We start from the raw sequence: 15,819 nt of genomic DNA, 5'->3' as shown, positions 1-15,819 counted from the left end.
GCTTTCGTCCCGACGTTACCGTCGCGGGACCGTCGCGCTGTCGCAATGGGTGCGCCGCCGTGACACGCTAGATGTGTGGATGTGGTTCTCTGGGTCGTTCTGGGAGTGGTGCTCGCGGTGGCGGAGATGTTCACCGCGACCCTTTTCCTCCTGATGATCTCGGTGGGTGCGCTAGCGGCGGGTGCCGCGGCGGCACTGGGCGCGCCCGCGATCGTGCAGGCGATTGTTTTCGCCGCCGTTTCGGGACTGACCGTTTTCGCGGTCCGCCCGATCATCCAACGACACCGGCTTTCGGCATCGGAGACCCATACGGCGCCGATCGGCCTCGAGGCAATGGAAGGTTCGAGCGCGTTGGTGCTCGAGCAGGTCGACGCCGAGCAGGGCGTCGTCAAGATCGACGGAGAGACGTGGCGCGCCCGGTCATACGATTCGCTTCAGGTGTTCGCGCCAGGAGAGCGCGTACGCGTGATCGAAGTGAAGGGTGCTACCGCCATGGTGTGGCGGGATGAGGTGCCACACGGGGACAACACCGGAGAAAAGGTGAACTGAGGATGGAAATTGCCATTGCGATCGTGGTAGCGGCGATTGTGCTCGTCGCGATCATCACGGTCGTGCGCTCGGTGCGAATCGTGCCGCAGCAGCGGATGGACGTCATGGAGCGGCTCGGCAAATACAAGCGGACGCTGTCGCCGGGGCTCAACCTCCTGGTGCCGTTCGTCGACGCGGTGCGCACCAAGGTCGACATGCGGGAGCAGGTGGTCAGCTTCCCGCCCCAGCCGGTGATCACGTCCGACAACCTGGTCGTCTCCATCGACACCGTGCTCTACTTCCGGGTCGTCGACCCGGTCCGCGCCACCTACGAGATCGCCAACTTCCTCCAGGCGATCGAGCAGCTCACCGTGACCACGCTCCGCAACGTGATCGGCTCGCTCGACCTGGAGAAGGCGCTGACCAGCCGCGAGGAGATCAACCGCCACCTGTCCGGCGTGCTCGACGAGACCACCGGCCGCTGGGGCATCAAGGTCACTCGGGTCGAGATCAAGGCCATCGAGCCGCCGCCGAGCATCCGCGACTCCATGGAGAAGCAGATGCGGGCCGAGCGCGACCGGCGGGCCGCGATCCTCAACGCCGAAGGCCACAAGCAGGCGGCGATCCTCACCGCCGAGGGCGAGAAGCAGTCCCTCGTGCTCCGCGCCGACGGTGACCGGCAGTCCCGGATCCTCCAGGCCGAGGGACAGGCGAAGGCGATCCGCACCGTCTTCGACGCGATCCACACCGCCAACCCGAGCCAGAAGGTGCTGGCCTACCAATACCTGCAGGCGCTGCCGCAGATCGCCAACGGCACGGCCAACAAGGTCTGGATCATCCCGACCGAGCTGACCAAGGCGCTCGAAGGCATGGGCGGCGCGCTCGGCGGGCTGGCCGGCATGGTCGGCGACCAGCCGACGCAGTCGGTCGACGCGAGCGCCGTCCAGCGCGAGGCCGACGAGGCGGCACAGGCCGCCGCGGAGGCCGCGGCCGCCGTCAACCAGGAGGTACGCGACGCGGAGCAGCAGGTTTCCGGCTCGCCCGGTCTCCCGCCGCAGACGCCCGGCATCACCGCCGGCGACCCGGTGCCACCGTCCACGGTGCTCGGCGAGGAACGCGACCGCGAACGCGGTTAGCCCATCTGAGGAAGGGCCCCTTCTGGTATGGAAGGGGCCCTTTCTGGCGTCCGGTGAAAGTTCCTCACGGTTTCTCCGATCCAACGCGAAAGCCCCTCGCAAGCTGTCACGATTCGCGTAGGTAACGCACGGTCACCCTATGGTCACGCGTTCCATCACCTGGGTTGATCGTGGTCCGTTCCGCCGAGAATCGAGGTGACGGCGATGGGTCACGTGGCGAAGCACTCCGCCGGCGCGGGTTCCAACAGGGACCGCTCCGAGCCGGCGAGCCAGCCGGGCGAACCCGCGGAGACACCGGCCGAGCCGGTCGCGGTCAAGCCGGGCGAGAGGGCGGCCGATCCGGCCGAGTCCGTCGTGGTCGAACCGATGGACGAGCCCGCTGCGCCGCAGCGCCCATCCCGCCGCGACGACCCACCGCCGGCCCGCCCTGGGCGTGGGGGTATGGGTGAGACGCCGATGGGCCGCCCCATGCGCGGAGCCGCGGCGGACACGCCGGGCCACTCTGCGCGCGGGGCCGGGGCGGACATGCCGGGCCACTCTGCGCGCGGGGCCGGGGCGGAGGCGCCGGGTCGCCGTGAGCGCGGGGCCGGGGCCGACATGCCGGGTCACCGTGAGGGCGGGGCCGGGGCCGACATGCCGGGTCACCGTGAGGGCGGGGCCGGGGCGGAGGCGCCGGGTCACCGCGAGCGTGGAGCCGCGGCAGATATGCCTGGCCACCGTGAGCGCGGAGCCGCTGCGGGGGCGCCGATGGGCCGCCGCGAGCGCGGCGAGGCGCCGGTGGGCCGCTCTGGCTCTGAGCGGCCGGCGGGCGCGGAGACGCCGGTGGTCCGCCCGATCATGCCCGACCGCAGCGGCCGCCGCTGGTGGCGCCTCGGGCGCGGCGACGACCAGCAGCGGCCGGTGTCGCACGCCGCCGGGGCGAAGTCGCGCGCCAAGCCGGACGACCGCCGTCCCACCGATCGTGACCTGGCACCGGGCGTGTCGGGCGACCGTCCTGATGAGCAGCAGTCCCGCCGCCCGGCTTCGGGCGCTGGCTCCGGCCGCATGGGCTGGGAACGCGGCCCGGACGCCGCAGGTGGCCCCGCCGCCGAACCGGACGCCTCGGCCTGGAGCCGCTCCGGCTCGCGCGGTGCCGGCTCGCGTAGTCCGGCCACGCCGACGGCGGGCGCCGCCCGGTCGACCGCGGACCGCTCCGCGGCCGCTGAGCCGGCGCGCGGCCACAGCGCAGCAGGCGAGCCGCCGCGCGGCGGCAACGGCGACCGCCCGTCGCGCGGCGATCGTTCCGACTCGGCCAAAGGCGGGCTGGAAACCTTCCGCGGTGATTCCCACCGGCCGGAGAGCGCCCGTTCCGACTCCGCGGCCGAACGCCTCGACGCGGTGAGCGGCGATCGAGAGGCCGGCCCCACCGGCGGAAGCCTCGACGCGCTACGCGGCGGGGATCAAACAGGCGGCGACCGCTCGGGCGGAGGCTTGGGCGCGGTCCGTCGGGATCAGTCGGGCAGTGACGGCTCGGGCGGAAGCTTGGGCGCATTGCAGGCGGATCAAGCGGGCGATGACCGCGCTGGCGCGTTGCGTGGGGATCGCGAGGTCGGCGCTGTTGGCGGCGGCCTTGACCTCTCACGCGGGGATCGAGCGGGCAGTGCCGGGTCGTCTCCGTCGCATGGGGATCGGGCGCGGTCGGATGGTGCCGGGTCTGGCTGGCCCAGGGGTGCGGCGATCGGCCCGGAGCCGGCGCCGTCCTGGAATCGGGTTGGCTCGGTCGACGGCCGGTCGACCGAAGTTGACGCGGTCGCGAGCGGTGCGGGATCGAACATCCCTGGTCTCGACGCCGACACGGCGGAGCACGTCCTCGTGGCCACTGGGCCGGCGGGCCTGACCGACCACGACGGCGGCTTCGACGTGGACGAGCCCAGGTCGTCGCTGCGGCCGACGGTGCCGCTGGGGACGCCTACCTACGAGGGGACGTCCGCCGACGACACGGCGCAACTGCCGCGGATCGGGCACGCGATCCAGGCCGAGCGGATCTGGACCACCCGGCCGGAGGCCGACGCGGAGAACAAGCCGAACGAGGCCCAGACCGAGACCAAGAAGGCCAACGACGGCAAGAATGCTAAGCACGCCAAGAAGATCGACGTGACCAGCTTGACCGACGTCGGCATGAAACTGCTGCCGGAGATCGAGCCGGGGGCGCCGGACGGACCCGTGACCAACGCCCGTTGGGCGGCTCTCGTGCGCGCTGTCTCGCGCCGGCTGACCTGGACCCTGCCGGCCGCGGGTGTGATCGCGGCCGCGGCGTCGATCGGTGCGATGGTTCGTGGTGGGCCGGCGCACTACCTGACCGGTGCCGAGCCGTTCCGGCTCTTCGCCTGGGTGACCAGTGTCTGGCTCGGCGTCGTGGCGATGGCCTGCCTGGTGGGGCTGCTCGCCGCGGTACGCAGCCGCGGCACCGCGTTCACCGGCCTCATGCTCGGCATCCTGGGTGGCGTCTCGATGCTGATGTTCGCCGCCGTGCCACCAGCCACCCCGCTCTGGGGGCTCAGCGCGAAGACCCTCGCGCTGACCTGCGGTGGCATCTACAGCGCCGGCTGGATGGCGATGGGGTGGGCGGTCTTCCGGTCGCGGATGTTCAGCCGTGGCGACGGGTTGCTGCTCGTGCTGTGCGGGCCGATGGTCGGGTTCGCCGGCCTGTGGATGTCGCCCTTCCACACCGCGGGCGCCCTGCTGATGATCGCCGCTGGGCTGGGCATCGCCTGGAAGTCCAACAGCACCCTGCGGGCCGTTCGCGCCGGGCGGGCGGAAGACGCGGAGGACGTGCGCCTGGACGACGTGGTCACCAGCCGCCGGCGCGAGCGGGAGCGGGACGCGAAGGAACGGGCGGCGCAGAACAAGGACGTGAAGGGTCGGGGCGCGAAGAAGCGGGGCAACCGGAAACGCGGCGCCCAGGAGGACCTGACCGCGAAGAGCCAGGAGGCTGAGCGGCTGGAGGCGAAGTACCGCAGCCCCCAGGACCTCGACGCGAAGGCCCGGGAAGCGAACGGCTGGAATCGCGCCGCCCGCGATCCGAACCTGAAGGACCCGAACGCGAAGGACCCGAACGCCAACAGCTGGGACGGTCGCAACCGCGACACCCACGAGCCGAACGCGAACGGCTGGGACGGGAAGAACCGCGGCGACACCCACGAGCCGAACGCGAGTGGCTGGGACGGGAAGATCCGCGACACCCACGACCCGAATGCGAAGGACCGCGGCACCGCGGCCGTCCGCGACGGCCGGAAGCCGGAGGCCACGAACGACCGGGACGAGAAGGCGGGGCGCCGTCGACGCTTCGGCTGGGGCCGGAAGCCGGAGGCGGCCAAGCAGCCGGAAAAGCCCAAGCCCACCACGCCGGCCAAGCCCGCGAGCCCGTCCCAGTCCGCGACACCAAAGGACAAGGACGAGAAGCAACCCCGGCGCCCGGGCAAGCGCCGGCTCCGGATCGGCGCCGTGACCGAGGAACCGACCACATCGGACAAGAAGCAGCCGAAGCGCTGACACCCTAAAGACCCGGGCACAGCCGGCACCGCCCACCCGGCGCCGGCTGTGCCCGCTTTCTACGACTCTTCGGTGCGGGGCGCGGCGCGCAGGACGTCGCCCGACAGCAGGTGCTCGGCGCCTTCGCCCCGGGTGTGCAGGTTCCAGTAATGGGGTGCGATCGTCTCCGGGTCGGCCTCGTCGGCGGAGAGGGAAAGCGGCACGTGTGCGGCGTACACCCCTTTGCTCGCCAGGGTGTCGTGCAGGTTGAGCACCCAGTTGCGCAACGCCGCGCAGGCGATGCCGACGTTGCCCATCGCCGGTGACGGCTCCACCGAGGACGGGCCGGTGGTGAAGAGCAGCGTGCCGGTGCCGCGTTCGATCATGTCGGGCAGCACCTGGCCAGTGGCCGTGATCGCGCCGTGCACGTAGAAGTCGATGTGCGGCTGCACGTTTGCCACGCTCACGTCGAGCGGCCCCGCCAGCACCAGCCCGGGCTGCGGGCCGCGCGGCGCGGGGGAGAACTCCAGCACCTCGACCGGGCTGTGGTTGGCCGCGATGTCCTTGAACGCCTGCACCAGGCTGGCCCGGTCCATGATGTCGGCCTGGTAGCCGCCCGCCGGGATCTCGAGTTCACCGAGCCGCCCGACCATGTCGTCCAACGTGGACCGCCGGCGGGCGATCAGCGCGACCTCGAAGCCCTGCTGGCCGAACACCTTGCCGATGGAGAAGCCGAGGCCCGGCCCGGCGCCGACGATCGCGATGGTCGCCATGGCGACAACCCCTCAGCGCCGCGTGTCGACCACAAGCTTGCCCAGCTTGTGGCCGCGGAAGTCGGCGAGCGCGCGGGGCGCCTCGGACATCGGGTAGGTGTGCGTGATCGGCACCTGGAGGGCGCCGGAGGCGATCGCGTCCAGGATGCCGCCCACCGTCGCGGGCGTCGCGGTCGAGGTCACCGGCGTCACGGTGATGTCGGTGCGGCCGACGGCCTCGGCGGTGGCGCCGTTGGCCGACGCGAAGCGGCCGCCGGCCGGCAACAGCGCGGCCAGCGCGGCCGCGTCACCGGCGGCGTGCACGATGGCGGTCAGTCCGGGCGGGGCCGCGATGCCATCGGTGTAGTCGACCGTGCCGGCGGCGCCCAGCGCGCGGATGAACTCCTCGGGCTCGCCGGGGCGGGCGGTGGCATACACGGTCGCGCCCGTGGCGCGCGCGAGTTGCACGGCGAAGACCCCGACGCCGCCCGTCGCGCCGGCGATCAGGACGGTGTCGGAGGAGCTCAGCGCCAGCACGTCGACCAGCGCCTTCGCGGTGACGGCGGCGAGGCCCGCTCCGGCCGCCTGTTCCTCGCTGATGCCGGGCGGCAACGGTGCGACACCGCGGGCGTCGAAGATGATCGTGTCGGTCAGCGCGCCCCGGGCCAGCGAAGTCCCGGTGATCACGCCGGCGACCCGGTCGCGGGGCCGGATGGTGGCGACGCCGGGGCCGACCCGTTCGACGGTGCCGGCGAAGTCGCGGCCGAGCACGACGGGGAAGTTGTGCGGTACGGAGTCCCAGAGCAGGCCCGCGCCGGTCGCGGCGTCGATTCCGTTGAGCGAGGCGGCTTCCACCGCTACCCGGATCTGCCCCGGTCCCGGGTTGGGCACGGACACGTCCATGACCGTCGGGTTCTGGTCGCGGGCGGCGACCGCCAGTGCTCGTGCCATCGCGAGACCACCTCACCTAACCGGGGGATTGTCCCTGCTTAGCTCCTTCTGCGACGCTAGCACGACTGGGGATCAACCCCCGGTTACCGCCGTAAGGTATCTGCCATGTCTCCCGGGAGCCTGCGGGCCGACGCCGAGCGCAACCGCCGCCAACTGGTCGACGCCGCCCGGTCGGTGTTCGCCGCACGCGGCCTCGACGCACCACTGGACGACATCGCGCGCCACGCCCGGGTCGGCAACGCCACCCTCTACCGGCGTTTCCCGCGCCGCCGCGACCTGGTGGGCGCGGTCTTCGTCGAGCCGTTGCGCCAGGTGGTCGCGGCGGCCAGGCTGGCGCTCGACGACCCAGACCCGTGGTCGGCCTTCGCCGGCCACCTGACCTATCTGTGCGAGTTGCAGGCCGGCAACCGCGCGCTGGCCGAGTTGCTCACCGCCCGGATGTCCGAAGTGGACGAGCTCGACGACCTGCGCGACATCGCGTTCGACTATCTGACCGCGCTGATCGACCGGGCCCGGGAAGCCGGTGCCGTGCGCGCCGAGGTCACCCACGCCGACGTGGTGCTGATCCTGATGGCCAACGCCGGGCTGGTCGAGCGCACCGTCGCGACCGCGCCCGACGCGTGGCGGCGGCACCTGGCCTACGTGCTCGACGGCCTCCGGGCGACCGGCGGGTTGGCGGCGCCGCCCCCACCGCGCCACTACGCCGACGCCGAACCTCTGGCCGGCTGACCCGGGGAAACACCGCCCGGCGGGGCAGCGGAGAATGGCCGGCGTGCCGGTCACCATGATCACCGAGCCCGGAGACGAGCGGCTCGCCGACTACCGGGCGTTGACCGACCTCGAGCTGCGCACCCGCTGGGAGCCGCCGCACGGCCTGTTCATCGCCGAGGGTGAACTCGTGCTGCGCCGCGCCCTGCGGGCCGGCTACCGCCCGCGGTCGTTCCTGGTCGACGAGAAGCGCATCGACCAGTTCAAAGATCTGATCGAGACCGCTCCGGTGTACGCCGCCGGCCAGGCCGTTTTGGAGCAGGTCACCGGTTTCCACGTGCACCGCGGCGTGCTGGCCAGCTTCCACCGCCGCCCGCTGCCGGAGTTGGCCAGCCTGCTGGCCGATGCCCGGAGGCTGGCCATCCTCGAAGACGTCAACAACCACACCAACATCGGTGCCGTGTTCCGGGGTGCCGCCGCCCTCGGTGTCGACGCCGTGCTGCTCTCGCCGACGTGCGCCGACCCGCTCTACCGCCGCAGCGTGCGGGTCAGCATGGGCGAGGTGTTCGCGGTGCCCTACGCGACCCTGGCGCCCTGGCCCACCGCGCTCGCCCAGGTGCGGGAGGCCGGCTTCACCGTGCTCGCGATGACCCCGGCACCCGACGCGGTCCCGCTGCAACGGCTCACCGACCAACAGCGGGGCAAGGCCGCCCTGCTGCTCGGCGCCGAGGGGCCGGGCATCACCCCGGCCGCGATCGAGGCCAGCGACGTGCGGGTCGCCATCCCGATGCGCAAGGGCGTCGACTCGCTCAACGTGGCCGCGGCCGCCGCCGTCGCCTTCTGGGAGCTGGGCCGCGGAGACGAGCTCTAAGGCAGCAGCTTGGCGTAGGGCGCCGGCACGAAGTGTGGGCCGCCCGGGGTGAACACCTCGGAGTCGGACGCCGCCGCCCACGCCTCCTGCGGGACGGCGCCGACCAGCGCCATCACCACCGGTGCACCGGCCCAGGCCGGCTGGCGGGACAGCAGGCCGAGCGCGACCAGCGACTCTTCGACCTCGCCGACGCACTCGAACGGCTTGTGCCCGTCGATGCCGAGGATCTCCAGGTAGCCCGGGATCTGCGCCGGGTCGGCGAACAGGTCGGTGCCGAAGATCCGGACCAGCCGCTCCGGCGACATGAACGGCGCCATGGCCAGGAACACGAACCGGCACTTCGGGCAGTGGCCGCACCAGCGGGTGGTCGCGTTGCTCAGCTTGAACGCCTGGTTGCAGCTCGTCACCACGTCGTCGTAGCCGGTGAACCCGGCGAACAGCTTCGCGATGTGCAGCTCGGAGAGCGTGCGCAGCAGCGAGAAGTAGGGGTCGACCAGCCCGGCGTGCGCGGCCAGCGCGTCGCGCAGCAGCCCCTCGGCCTCGACGCCCTTCGACCACTGGTGGTTGATCTCGTGACCGTTCCAGATCAGGTTGGGGTCGGACGCCGAGCGCTCGTTGGACATCACCACCGGCCCGAGCCCGCGAAGCACCGCGGTGGCCACCGCGATCAGCGAGTTGATCGCCGTGACCGGGATGTGGCCGTTGCGCGCGCCTTCGGCGTTGAGCTCCAGCAGCAGCGGGTCGAGCCGGCGCCGGGCGGCCAGCGCCGGCGCCCCGGAGGCCTCGTTGACCGCCGTGATGATCGGGTTGGGGTTGACCGAGAACGGCACCGGGTCGAACCCGCCGCCCCGCAGCGTCTCCAGCGTGACGATCGAGTCCTTGCCGCCGCCGACCGCCGACAGCGGCCGTCCCTCGGTCAGCTCCGGCACCGCCGGGACCGGCTCGGCCGTGCCGGGCACGGCCGGGACCAGGGACAGCACGTGTGGCAGGTCGTTGCGGTAGGCGTACTCCGCGAGCCCCTTGGTGTAGATCGCCGTGATGTAGTCGACCACCGCGGTGGCGACCGGCGCGGGCAGCTCGAGCCGCGGCGGCGCGGCCGCCTTGTAGTAGCTGACGCCGGCGACCAGGTGCAGCAGCGACAGCACCCGGTGGAAGGCATCGAGCCGGGCCGCGGTGGGCGCCACCGCCGGCATCGGGAACGTGACGGTCTCCGTGAACGTGAGCGTTCCGGTCGGGCCGTCGAGCTCATAGTCGAACGAGGCGACACCGGTGGTCGGGTCGAACGACGAGGACGGGAACCGGAAGGTCGCCATCTGGCCGAGCTGGTCGTTGCGCACAGGCCATACTAGGTCGGCGTCCGCCACCGGGCGGCTCGACACCACGAGGAGCACCAGTATGAGGCTCGCCGACCTGCGGGGACGCCGGGTTGCCGTGTGGGGCACCGGGCGTGAGGGGCGGGCCGCCGTGCTGGCCGTCGCCGCTCACCAGCCGGCCGACCTGGTCGCCGTCGACGACAGCGGCAACTTCCTCAGCCTGCCCTGGGAAGGCCCGCTCGCCGCTGCCGCGCCGCTCACCGACCGTTACGAGGCGCTCGCCGCCGCCGACGTCGTGGTCCGCTCGCCCGGCATCCCGCAGACCCATCCGTGGATGCGCGAACTGCGCGCGGCCGGCGTTCCGGTCACCCAGGGCACCGCGCTGTGGATGGCCGACCACGCCGACCGCACCGTCGGCGTCACTGGCAGTAAGGGCAAGAGCACCACGTCGAGCCTGATCAGCCACCTGCTCACGGCGGTCGGCCGGCCCAACGTCTACGGCGGCAACATCGGCGTGCCCCTGCTCGACCTGCCCGGCGACGCCGAGCGCTACGTGCTGGAGCTGTCCAGCTACCAGTGCAGCGACCTGACCGACTCGCCGGAGATCGCGGTGCTCACCGCCCTGTTCCCGGAGCACCTCGACGCGCACGGCGGCGAAGAGAACTACTACCGCGACAAGCTCAACCTGATCGCTCACGGACCGAAAGCGATCATCTATAACGCGGCCGACGCACGCCTGGCCAAGCGGGTGCGGGACCGGCCCGGCGCGATCCCGGCCAACGATCCAGCCGGCTTCCACCTCGACGGCGACGACGTGGTCGCGCCCGACGGCACGGTGCTGTTCCCGCGGTCCGCGCTCAACCTGCCCGGCCGGCACAACGCCGGCAACCTCTGCGTCGCCCTCGCGGTGCTGACCTCGCTCGGCATCGACTGCGTCGAACGAGCTGACGACCTGCGGGAGGCGGCAAGAGACTTCGAGCCGTTGCCGCACCGGTTGGCCGAGATCGCCGACCCGTCCGGCCTCACCTTCGTCGACGACACGCTGGCGACCAGCCCACACGCGACAACCCATGCGATCGACGCGTACGAAGGCAAGCCGTTGACCGTGATCGTCGGTGGCAACGACCGGGGCGTCGACTACACGGTCCTGCGCGACCACCTCGAACGGCTCGACGCGATCACCGTGCTCGGCATCCCCGACAGCGGCCCGCGCATCGTCGACGCCCTCAAGGGCCTCGACCACGTGCACGCCGAGGTGGTCGACGACCTCGCGGCGGCGGTCCGCCGGGCCCGGGAGCTGACCCCGGCGGGCGGCGTCGTGCTGCTCTCGCCGGGAGCGCCCAGCTACGGCCAGTTCCGCAACTTCGAGCACCGCAGCGCCGTCTACGTCGAGGCGATCAGGGAATCCGCGCCTTCCTGAGTCCCGTCCCAGGTCGCGGTGTGCTAGACCGTGAGGATGACCGACGACCTGTTGGCCCGGCACCGCGCCGTGATGCCGAGCTGGATGCCGATTTACTACGCCGAGCCGCTCGAGATCGTGTCCGGTTCCGGGCGGCGGGTGACCTGCTCCGACGGCCGCACCTACCTCGACTTCTTCGGCGGCGTGCTGACCACCATGGTCGGCTACGACATCCCCGAGATCCGGGATGCGGTCGAACGGCAGCTCCGCACCGGCGTCGCGCACACCTCGACGCTCTACCTGATCCGTTCGCAGGTCGAGCTGGCCGAGAAGATCGCCCGGGTGTCCGGCATTCCGGACGCGCGGGTCTTCTTCACCAACTCGGGCACCGAGGCCAACGAGGCCGCGCTGCTGATGGCCACCAACCACCGGCGGTCCAACCAGATCCTGGCGGTGCGCAACAGCTACCACGGTCGGTCCTACGCGGCCATGGGCATCACCGGCCACCGGAGCTGGTCGTCGAGCTCGCTCAACCCGCTCCAGGTGAGCTGGCTGCACAGCGGTGACAAGCTGCGCGGGCTGATGTCCCGGCTCGGCACCGACGACCAGGTCGACGCGGCCGTTGACGACCTGCGCGAGGTGCTCGCGACGCAGACCGCGGGCGACGTGGCGGCGCTGATCGCCGAGCCGGTGCAGGGCGTCGGTGGCTTCGTGTCGGGGCCCGACGGGCTCTTCGGCGCGCTCAAGAAGGTGCTCGACGAAACCGGCATCCTGCTCATCTCCGACGAGGTGCAGACCGGCTGGGGCCGCACCGGCGACCACTTCTGGGGCTATCAGGCCCATGGCGTGGTGCCCGATCTGCTCACGTTCGCGAAGGGCATCGGCAACGGCTTCGCGCTCGCCGGCGTGGTCGGCCGGGCCGAGGTGGTCAACCAGGTGCCGGCGATCTCGTTCTCCACCTTCGGTGGCAACCCGATCTCCACGGCGGCCGGCAACGCGACCCTCGACTACGTGCTCGACCACGACCTTCAGGGCAACGCGGCGCGGGTCGGCGCGATCCTGCGCGAGGGCCTCCAGGCCGCCGTCGGTGACAGCCCGATCGTCGGCGAGATCCGCGGCCGGGGCCTGATGCTGGCCATCGAGTTCGTCCAACCGGGCACCACGGAGCCCGACGTGGCGGCGACCGTCCGGGTTTTCGAGGAGTGCCGCAAGGGCGGGCTGCTGGTCGGCAAGGGCGGGCTCTACAACAACGTGCTGCGGATGGGCCCACCGCTGACGCTGACCGAGGAAGAGGCCCGCGAGGCCCTGAACATCCTGGTCAACGCGATTGAGGTGGCAGCCGCCGCGTAACCGTTACCGCATCGAGAACCCCGCCGGAGAGCATCTCCGGCGGGGTTTCGTGTCCGTGTCGGCGCGTAACAGTTTGAAAACTTCACCCAAAGTCTTGACACGAAGGGGGGTTCAGTAAGAACTTTTACCACTAACAGTAAAGACTCCTTTTTGAAAGGCGGGACCCATGCTGGAGCGCGAGGCCGACTCGACCGCCACAGCGGTCGTCGATGCCTCGCCCGCCGATGGGGTCCTGCTCCGGGTGCGTGCGGGTCTTCCGGAGTTCACCGGCGCGTTGCAACGGGTGGCCGAGCAGGTGCTCGCCGACCCGGCCGCCGCCGCCCGCGCGACGATCGTCGAGCTGGCCGAGCGCAGCGGCACGTCGCCCGCCACGATCACCCGGTTCTGCCGGGCGCTGGGCTTCGACGGCTACGCCGACCTGCGGCTCGGGATCGCCGCCGAGACCGGGCGGGCCCGCTCGGCGGGCTGGACCTACGACATCGGCCGGGAAATCCAGCCGACCGACCCGCTCGACCGGGTGCTCGGGCAGATCATGGCCGCCGACACCCGGGCCATGCACGACACCGCCGCGCTGCTCGACCTGGCCGAGGTCGAGCGGGCCGCCGACTCGATCGCCGCCGCCACCCGGGTCGACATCTTCGGCGCCAGCGGCAGCGCCCTGGTCGGCGAGGAGATGCAGTTCAGCCTGCACCGCATCGGCGTGGCCGCGTGGGCCTGGACCGACGTGCACAACGGGCTGGCCAGCGCCGCGCTGCTGCGCGCCGGCGACGTCGCCCTCGGAGTCAGCCACAGCGGCGGCACCCGGGAGACCATCGAGATGCTGGCCGAGGCGGGCAGCCGGGGCGCGACGACGATCGCGCTGACCAGCTTCCCGCGCTCGCCGCTGGCCGAACTCGCCGACATCGTGCTGCTGACCGCGGCGCAGGCGACGACGTTCCGGCCCGACGCGCTCTCCGCCCGGCACCCACAGTTGGTGGTGCTCGACCTGCTCTACATCGCGGTCGCGCAGCGCACCCACGACCGGGCGCACGCCTCCTTCCAGCGCACCGCGCAAGCGGTCGAGGGCCACAAGACGGCCAAGGGGGCGGCGTGACCATCTCCGCCCGCGGCTACGCCGACGCCGTACTCCCTCTGCTTGATGGGCTGCTCGACGCGCAGGCCGACGAGCTCGCGCGGGCCGCGGACCTGATCGCGGAGAGCCTGCGGGCCGGGGGAGTGCTCCAGGCGTTCGGCGCCGGCCACTCCGCCGCGTTCGCCGCCGACCTGGTCGGCCGGGCCGGCGGCCTGGTGCCGACCAACCGGCTCGACATCCACGACCTGGTCCTGCACGGCGACGCGCACCGCGACGTGCTCGGCGACCCCAAGCTCGAACGCGACCCGGGCATCGCGCACCAGATCTACGCGCTGGCCCGGCCGCAACCCAATGACGTGTTCGTGGTGGCCTCGCAATCCGGGATCAACGGCTCGGTCGTCGAGCTGGCGGCCCTGGTGAAGGAGCGCGGTCACCACCTGATCGCGGTCACCTCGGTGGCGCACACGACACGGGTGGCACCACGCCATCCGTCCGGTCGGCGGCTGGCCGACCTCGCTGACGTCGTGCTGGACAACGGCGCGCCGTATGGCGACGCACTGCTGCCGACGCACGACGGCGGCACGGTCTGTGCGGTCTCGTCGGTCACCGCTGCGCTGCTGGCGCAGTTGTTGACGGCCGAGGTCGTACGACGGTTCCACCAACTCGGAGAGGTTCCCCCTATCTACCTCTCCGCCAACGTCCCCGGTGGGGACGCGCACAACCACGCCCTCGAATCGCGATATGCCGGGCGCCTCCGGCGTACCGCTTGACCCCGATCTCTAATGAATCGAGGAGACAAGATGTCGCAACTCCCCGACAGCACGTCGGACCTCAGTCGCCGTTCGCTGTTGCGCGGTACGGCGGCCGCCGGTCTGCTCGCCACCCCCGCCGTCGCACTGCTCTCCGCATGCGCCGGTAGTTCAAGCGGGGACGACAAGGCCGACACCGGGGCCAAGACCGACGACAACCCGCTCGGCGTCGCCGACAGCGGCAAGGTCGACGTGGTCGTCTTCAACGGCGGTCTCGGCGACGCGTACGCCAAGTTCGACGTCACGGTGTTCAACAAGAAGCACGCGGGCGTCACGGTCAACCTGAGCTCGACGCAGAAGATCAAGACCGAGCAGCAGCCGAAGTTCAGCACCACCCCCGCCGACCTGATCAACAACGCCGGCGCCGACATCATGGCGCTCGACACCCTGGTCAACGAGGGCGCGCTGACCGAGCTCACGCCGCTGCTGGACGCGCCGAGCTGGGACGACCCCAGCAAGAAGGTGCGCGACACCCTGCTGCCGGGCACCGTCAACGACGGCACGTTCGACGGCAAGGTGTTCGTTCTCAACTACGCCTACACCGTGTTCGGCATGTGGTACAACCAGGCGCTCTTCGACAAGAACGGCTGGACCGCCCCGACGACCTTCGACGAGTTCTTCGCGCTCGCGCCGAAGATCAAGGCGGCCGGCACCGCGCCGTTCGCGTTCGCGGGCAAATACCCGTACTACATGCGCTGGGCCATCATGTCCTGGATCTGGATGTCCGGTGGCAAGCAGACGGTGGTCGACATCGACAACCTGAAGCCCGGCTGCTGGAAGACCCCCGAGGTCATGGCCGCCCTCGAGGCGACCGAGAAGCTGGTCAAGGACGGTTACACGCTGACCGGCAGCGCGACCCTGAGCCACACCGAGTCGCAGCAGGCGTGGCTCGATGGCAAGGCCGCACTCCTGCCGTGTGGCACCTGGCTGGAAAACGAGATGCGCCAGACCATCCCGTCCGGCTTCCAGATGAAGCTGGCCAACTTCTGGGGCGTCAGCGCCAACGACAAGGCCAAGGGTGCGGTGTACGCCGGTTCGGGCGAGAACTGGATCGTCCCGAAGAAGGCGGCCAACGCGGCGGCCGGCATGGAGTTCCTCCGTGCCATGCTCTCCGTCGAAGGTGCCGGCAAGTTCGCCGAGCTCACCAGCTCGCTCTCCTCGCGGGCCGGCTCGGGCGACAAGGTCACCAACTCGACCGCGCTGGTTTCGGCCGGTGAGGTCATGAAGAAGGCCAGCGGTGACCTGATCTCCTTCAAGCACCCCGACTGGTACGCCGACATCGACAAGGCGGAGCAGAACGCGATCGGCGAGCTCATGGCCGGCCGTATGACCGCGGCGAAGTTCGCCGATACGCTCCAGGCGGCCACGGACAAGGTGGCCAAGGACAGCTCCATCAAGAAGTTCACCCGCGACGCCTAGA

General features: G+C 71.3%; 13 protein-coding genes. 10 read left to right on the top strand and 3 right to left on the bottom strand.

The genetic code is table 11. The annotated features are described in order from the left end of the window. The first annotated feature begins 75 nt into the window (after positions 1-75). From DFJ67_RS39250 to DFJ67_RS42460, 3 genes are all read left to right on the top strand, one after another. Entirely contained in the window at positions 76-549 is a 474-nt protein-coding gene (locus DFJ67_RS39250; protein WP_116074355.1) for an NfeD family protein, read from the top strand. A gap of 2 nt (positions 550-551) precedes the next feature. Next, positions 552-1,664: an SPFH domain-containing protein gene (locus DFJ67_RS39245; RefSeq protein WP_116074353.1), complete on the top strand. Its 1,113-nt coding sequence runs from the start codon at positions 552-554 to the stop codon at positions 1,662-1,664. A gap of 1,851 nt (positions 1,665-3,515) precedes the next feature. Further along, complete coding sequence (locus DFJ67_RS42460; RefSeq protein WP_147315784.1) at positions 3,516-5,195, top strand: hypothetical protein; 1,680 nt, start codon at positions 3,516-3,518, stop codon at positions 5,193-5,195. A gap of 59 nt (positions 5,196-5,254) precedes the next feature. Here the strand turns inward: DFJ67_RS42460 and DFJ67_RS39235 are convergent, their stop codons facing one another. Continuing rightward, the gene (locus DFJ67_RS39235) at positions 5,255-5,947 is read right to left on the bottom strand and encodes an SDR family NAD(P)-dependent oxidoreductase (RefSeq protein ID WP_116074349.1); all 693 of its coding nucleotides are present in this window, start codon (positions 5,945-5,947) and stop codon (positions 5,255-5,257) included. 12 nt (positions 5,948-5,959) lie between these two features. Continuing rightward, the gene (locus tag DFJ67_RS39230) at positions 5,960-6,877 is read right to left on the bottom strand and encodes an NADP-dependent oxidoreductase (RefSeq protein ID WP_116074347.1); all 918 of its coding nucleotides are present in this window, start codon (positions 6,875-6,877) and stop codon (positions 5,960-5,962) included. A 105-nt stretch (positions 6,878-6,982) separates the two neighbouring features. On the opposite strand from DFJ67_RS39230, the gene DFJ67_RS39225 reads away from it, so the two are divergent. Together DFJ67_RS39225 and DFJ67_RS39220 are read left to right on the top strand one after the other, a co-directional pair. Further along, on the top strand, positions 6,983-7,606 hold the full coding sequence (locus tag DFJ67_RS39225) for a TetR/AcrR family transcriptional regulator (protein WP_116074345.1): 624 nt from the start codon (positions 6,983-6,985) through the stop codon (positions 7,604-7,606). Between the two features lie 43 nt (positions 7,607-7,649). Further along, positions 7,650-8,456: a TrmH family RNA methyltransferase gene (locus tag DFJ67_RS39220; RefSeq protein ID WP_116077188.1), complete on the top strand. Its 807-nt coding sequence runs from the start codon at positions 7,650-7,652 to the stop codon at positions 8,454-8,456. Here the strand turns inward: DFJ67_RS39220 and DFJ67_RS39215 are convergent. Further along, entirely contained in the window at positions 8,453-9,793 is a 1,341-nt protein-coding gene (locus DFJ67_RS39215; RefSeq protein ID WP_116074343.1) for a MurL-like N-terminal domain-containing, read from the bottom strand. The two genes, DFJ67_RS39220 and DFJ67_RS39215, sit on opposite strands and share 4 nt — an antisense overlap. 58 nt (positions 9,794-9,851) lie before the next feature. On the opposite strand from DFJ67_RS39215, the gene murD reads away from it, so the two are divergent. The 5 genes from murD (at position 9,852) to ngcE (ending at position 15,818) form a co-directional block, all read left to right on the top strand. Further along, positions 9,852-11,189, top strand: coding sequence for a UDP-N-acetylmuramoyl-L-alanine--D-glutamate ligase (murD, locus tag DFJ67_RS39210; RefSeq protein WP_116074340.1), 1,338 nt, complete (start codon positions 9,852-9,854; stop codon positions 11,187-11,189). Between the two features lie 36 nt (positions 11,190-11,225). Beyond that, entirely contained in the window at positions 11,226-12,518 is a 1,293-nt protein-coding gene (locus tag DFJ67_RS39205) for an aspartate aminotransferase family protein (RefSeq protein ID WP_116074338.1), read from the top strand. Positions 12,519-12,684: 166 nt separating this feature from the next. Beyond that, on the top strand, positions 12,685-13,611 hold the full coding sequence (locus DFJ67_RS39200; RefSeq protein WP_116074336.1) for a MurR/RpiR family transcriptional regulator: 927 nt from the start codon (positions 12,685-12,687) through the stop codon (positions 13,609-13,611). After that, positions 13,608-14,360 (top strand): sugar isomerase domain-containing protein, encoded by a 753-nt coding sequence (locus DFJ67_RS39195; protein ID WP_116074334.1) that lies wholly within the window; start codon positions 13,608-13,610, stop codon positions 14,358-14,360. Before DFJ67_RS39200 ends, DFJ67_RS39195 begins: the two co-directional genes overlap by 4 nt. Before the next feature lie 30 nt (positions 14,361-14,390). Then, positions 14,391-15,818: an N-acetylglucosamine/diacetylchitobiose ABC transporter substrate-binding protein gene (gene ngcE, locus DFJ67_RS39190; protein ID WP_116074332.1), complete on the top strand. Its 1,428-nt coding sequence runs from the start codon at positions 14,391-14,393 to the stop codon at positions 15,816-15,818. Position 15,819 lies beyond the last annotated feature (1 nt).

The sequence above is a fragment of the Asanoa ferruginea genome, assembly GCF_003387075.1.
Taxonomy (GTDB): domain Bacteria; phylum Actinomycetota; class Actinomycetes; order Mycobacteriales; family Micromonosporaceae; genus Asanoa; species Asanoa ferruginea.
This window is presented reverse-complemented; position numbering and strand designations above follow the sequence as displayed.

Excerpts from the sequence above, each read along its gene's own strand:
- murD (WP_116074340.1), top strand. The coding sequence starts at position 9,852 with ATGAGGCTCGCCGACCTGCGGGGACGCCGGGTTGCCGTGTGGGGCACC.
- DFJ67_RS39205 (WP_116074338.1), top strand. The coding sequence starts at position 11,226 with ATGACCGACGACCTGTTGGCCCGGCACCGCGCCGTGATGCCGAGCTGG.
- DFJ67_RS39230 (WP_116074347.1), bottom strand. The coding sequence starts at position 6,877 with ATGGCACGAGCACTGGCGGTCGCCGCCCGCGACCAGAACCCGACGGTC.
- DFJ67_RS39225 (WP_116074345.1), top strand. The coding sequence starts at position 6,983 with ATGTCTCCCGGGAGCCTGCGGGCCGACGCCGAGCGCAACCGCCGCCAA.
- ngcE (WP_116074332.1), top strand. The coding sequence starts at position 14,391 with ATGTCGCAACTCCCCGACAGCACGTCGGACCTCAGTCGCCGTTCGCTG.
- DFJ67_RS39245 (WP_116074353.1), top strand. The coding sequence starts at position 552 with ATGGAAATTGCCATTGCGATCGTGGTAGCGGCGATTGTGCTCGTCGCG.
- DFJ67_RS39200 (WP_116074336.1), top strand. The coding sequence starts at position 12,685 with ATGCTGGAGCGCGAGGCCGACTCGACCGCCACAGCGGTCGTCGATGCC.
- DFJ67_RS39235 (WP_116074349.1), bottom strand. The coding sequence starts at position 5,947 with ATGGCGACCATCGCGATCGTCGGCGCCGGGCCGGGCCTCGGCTTCTCC.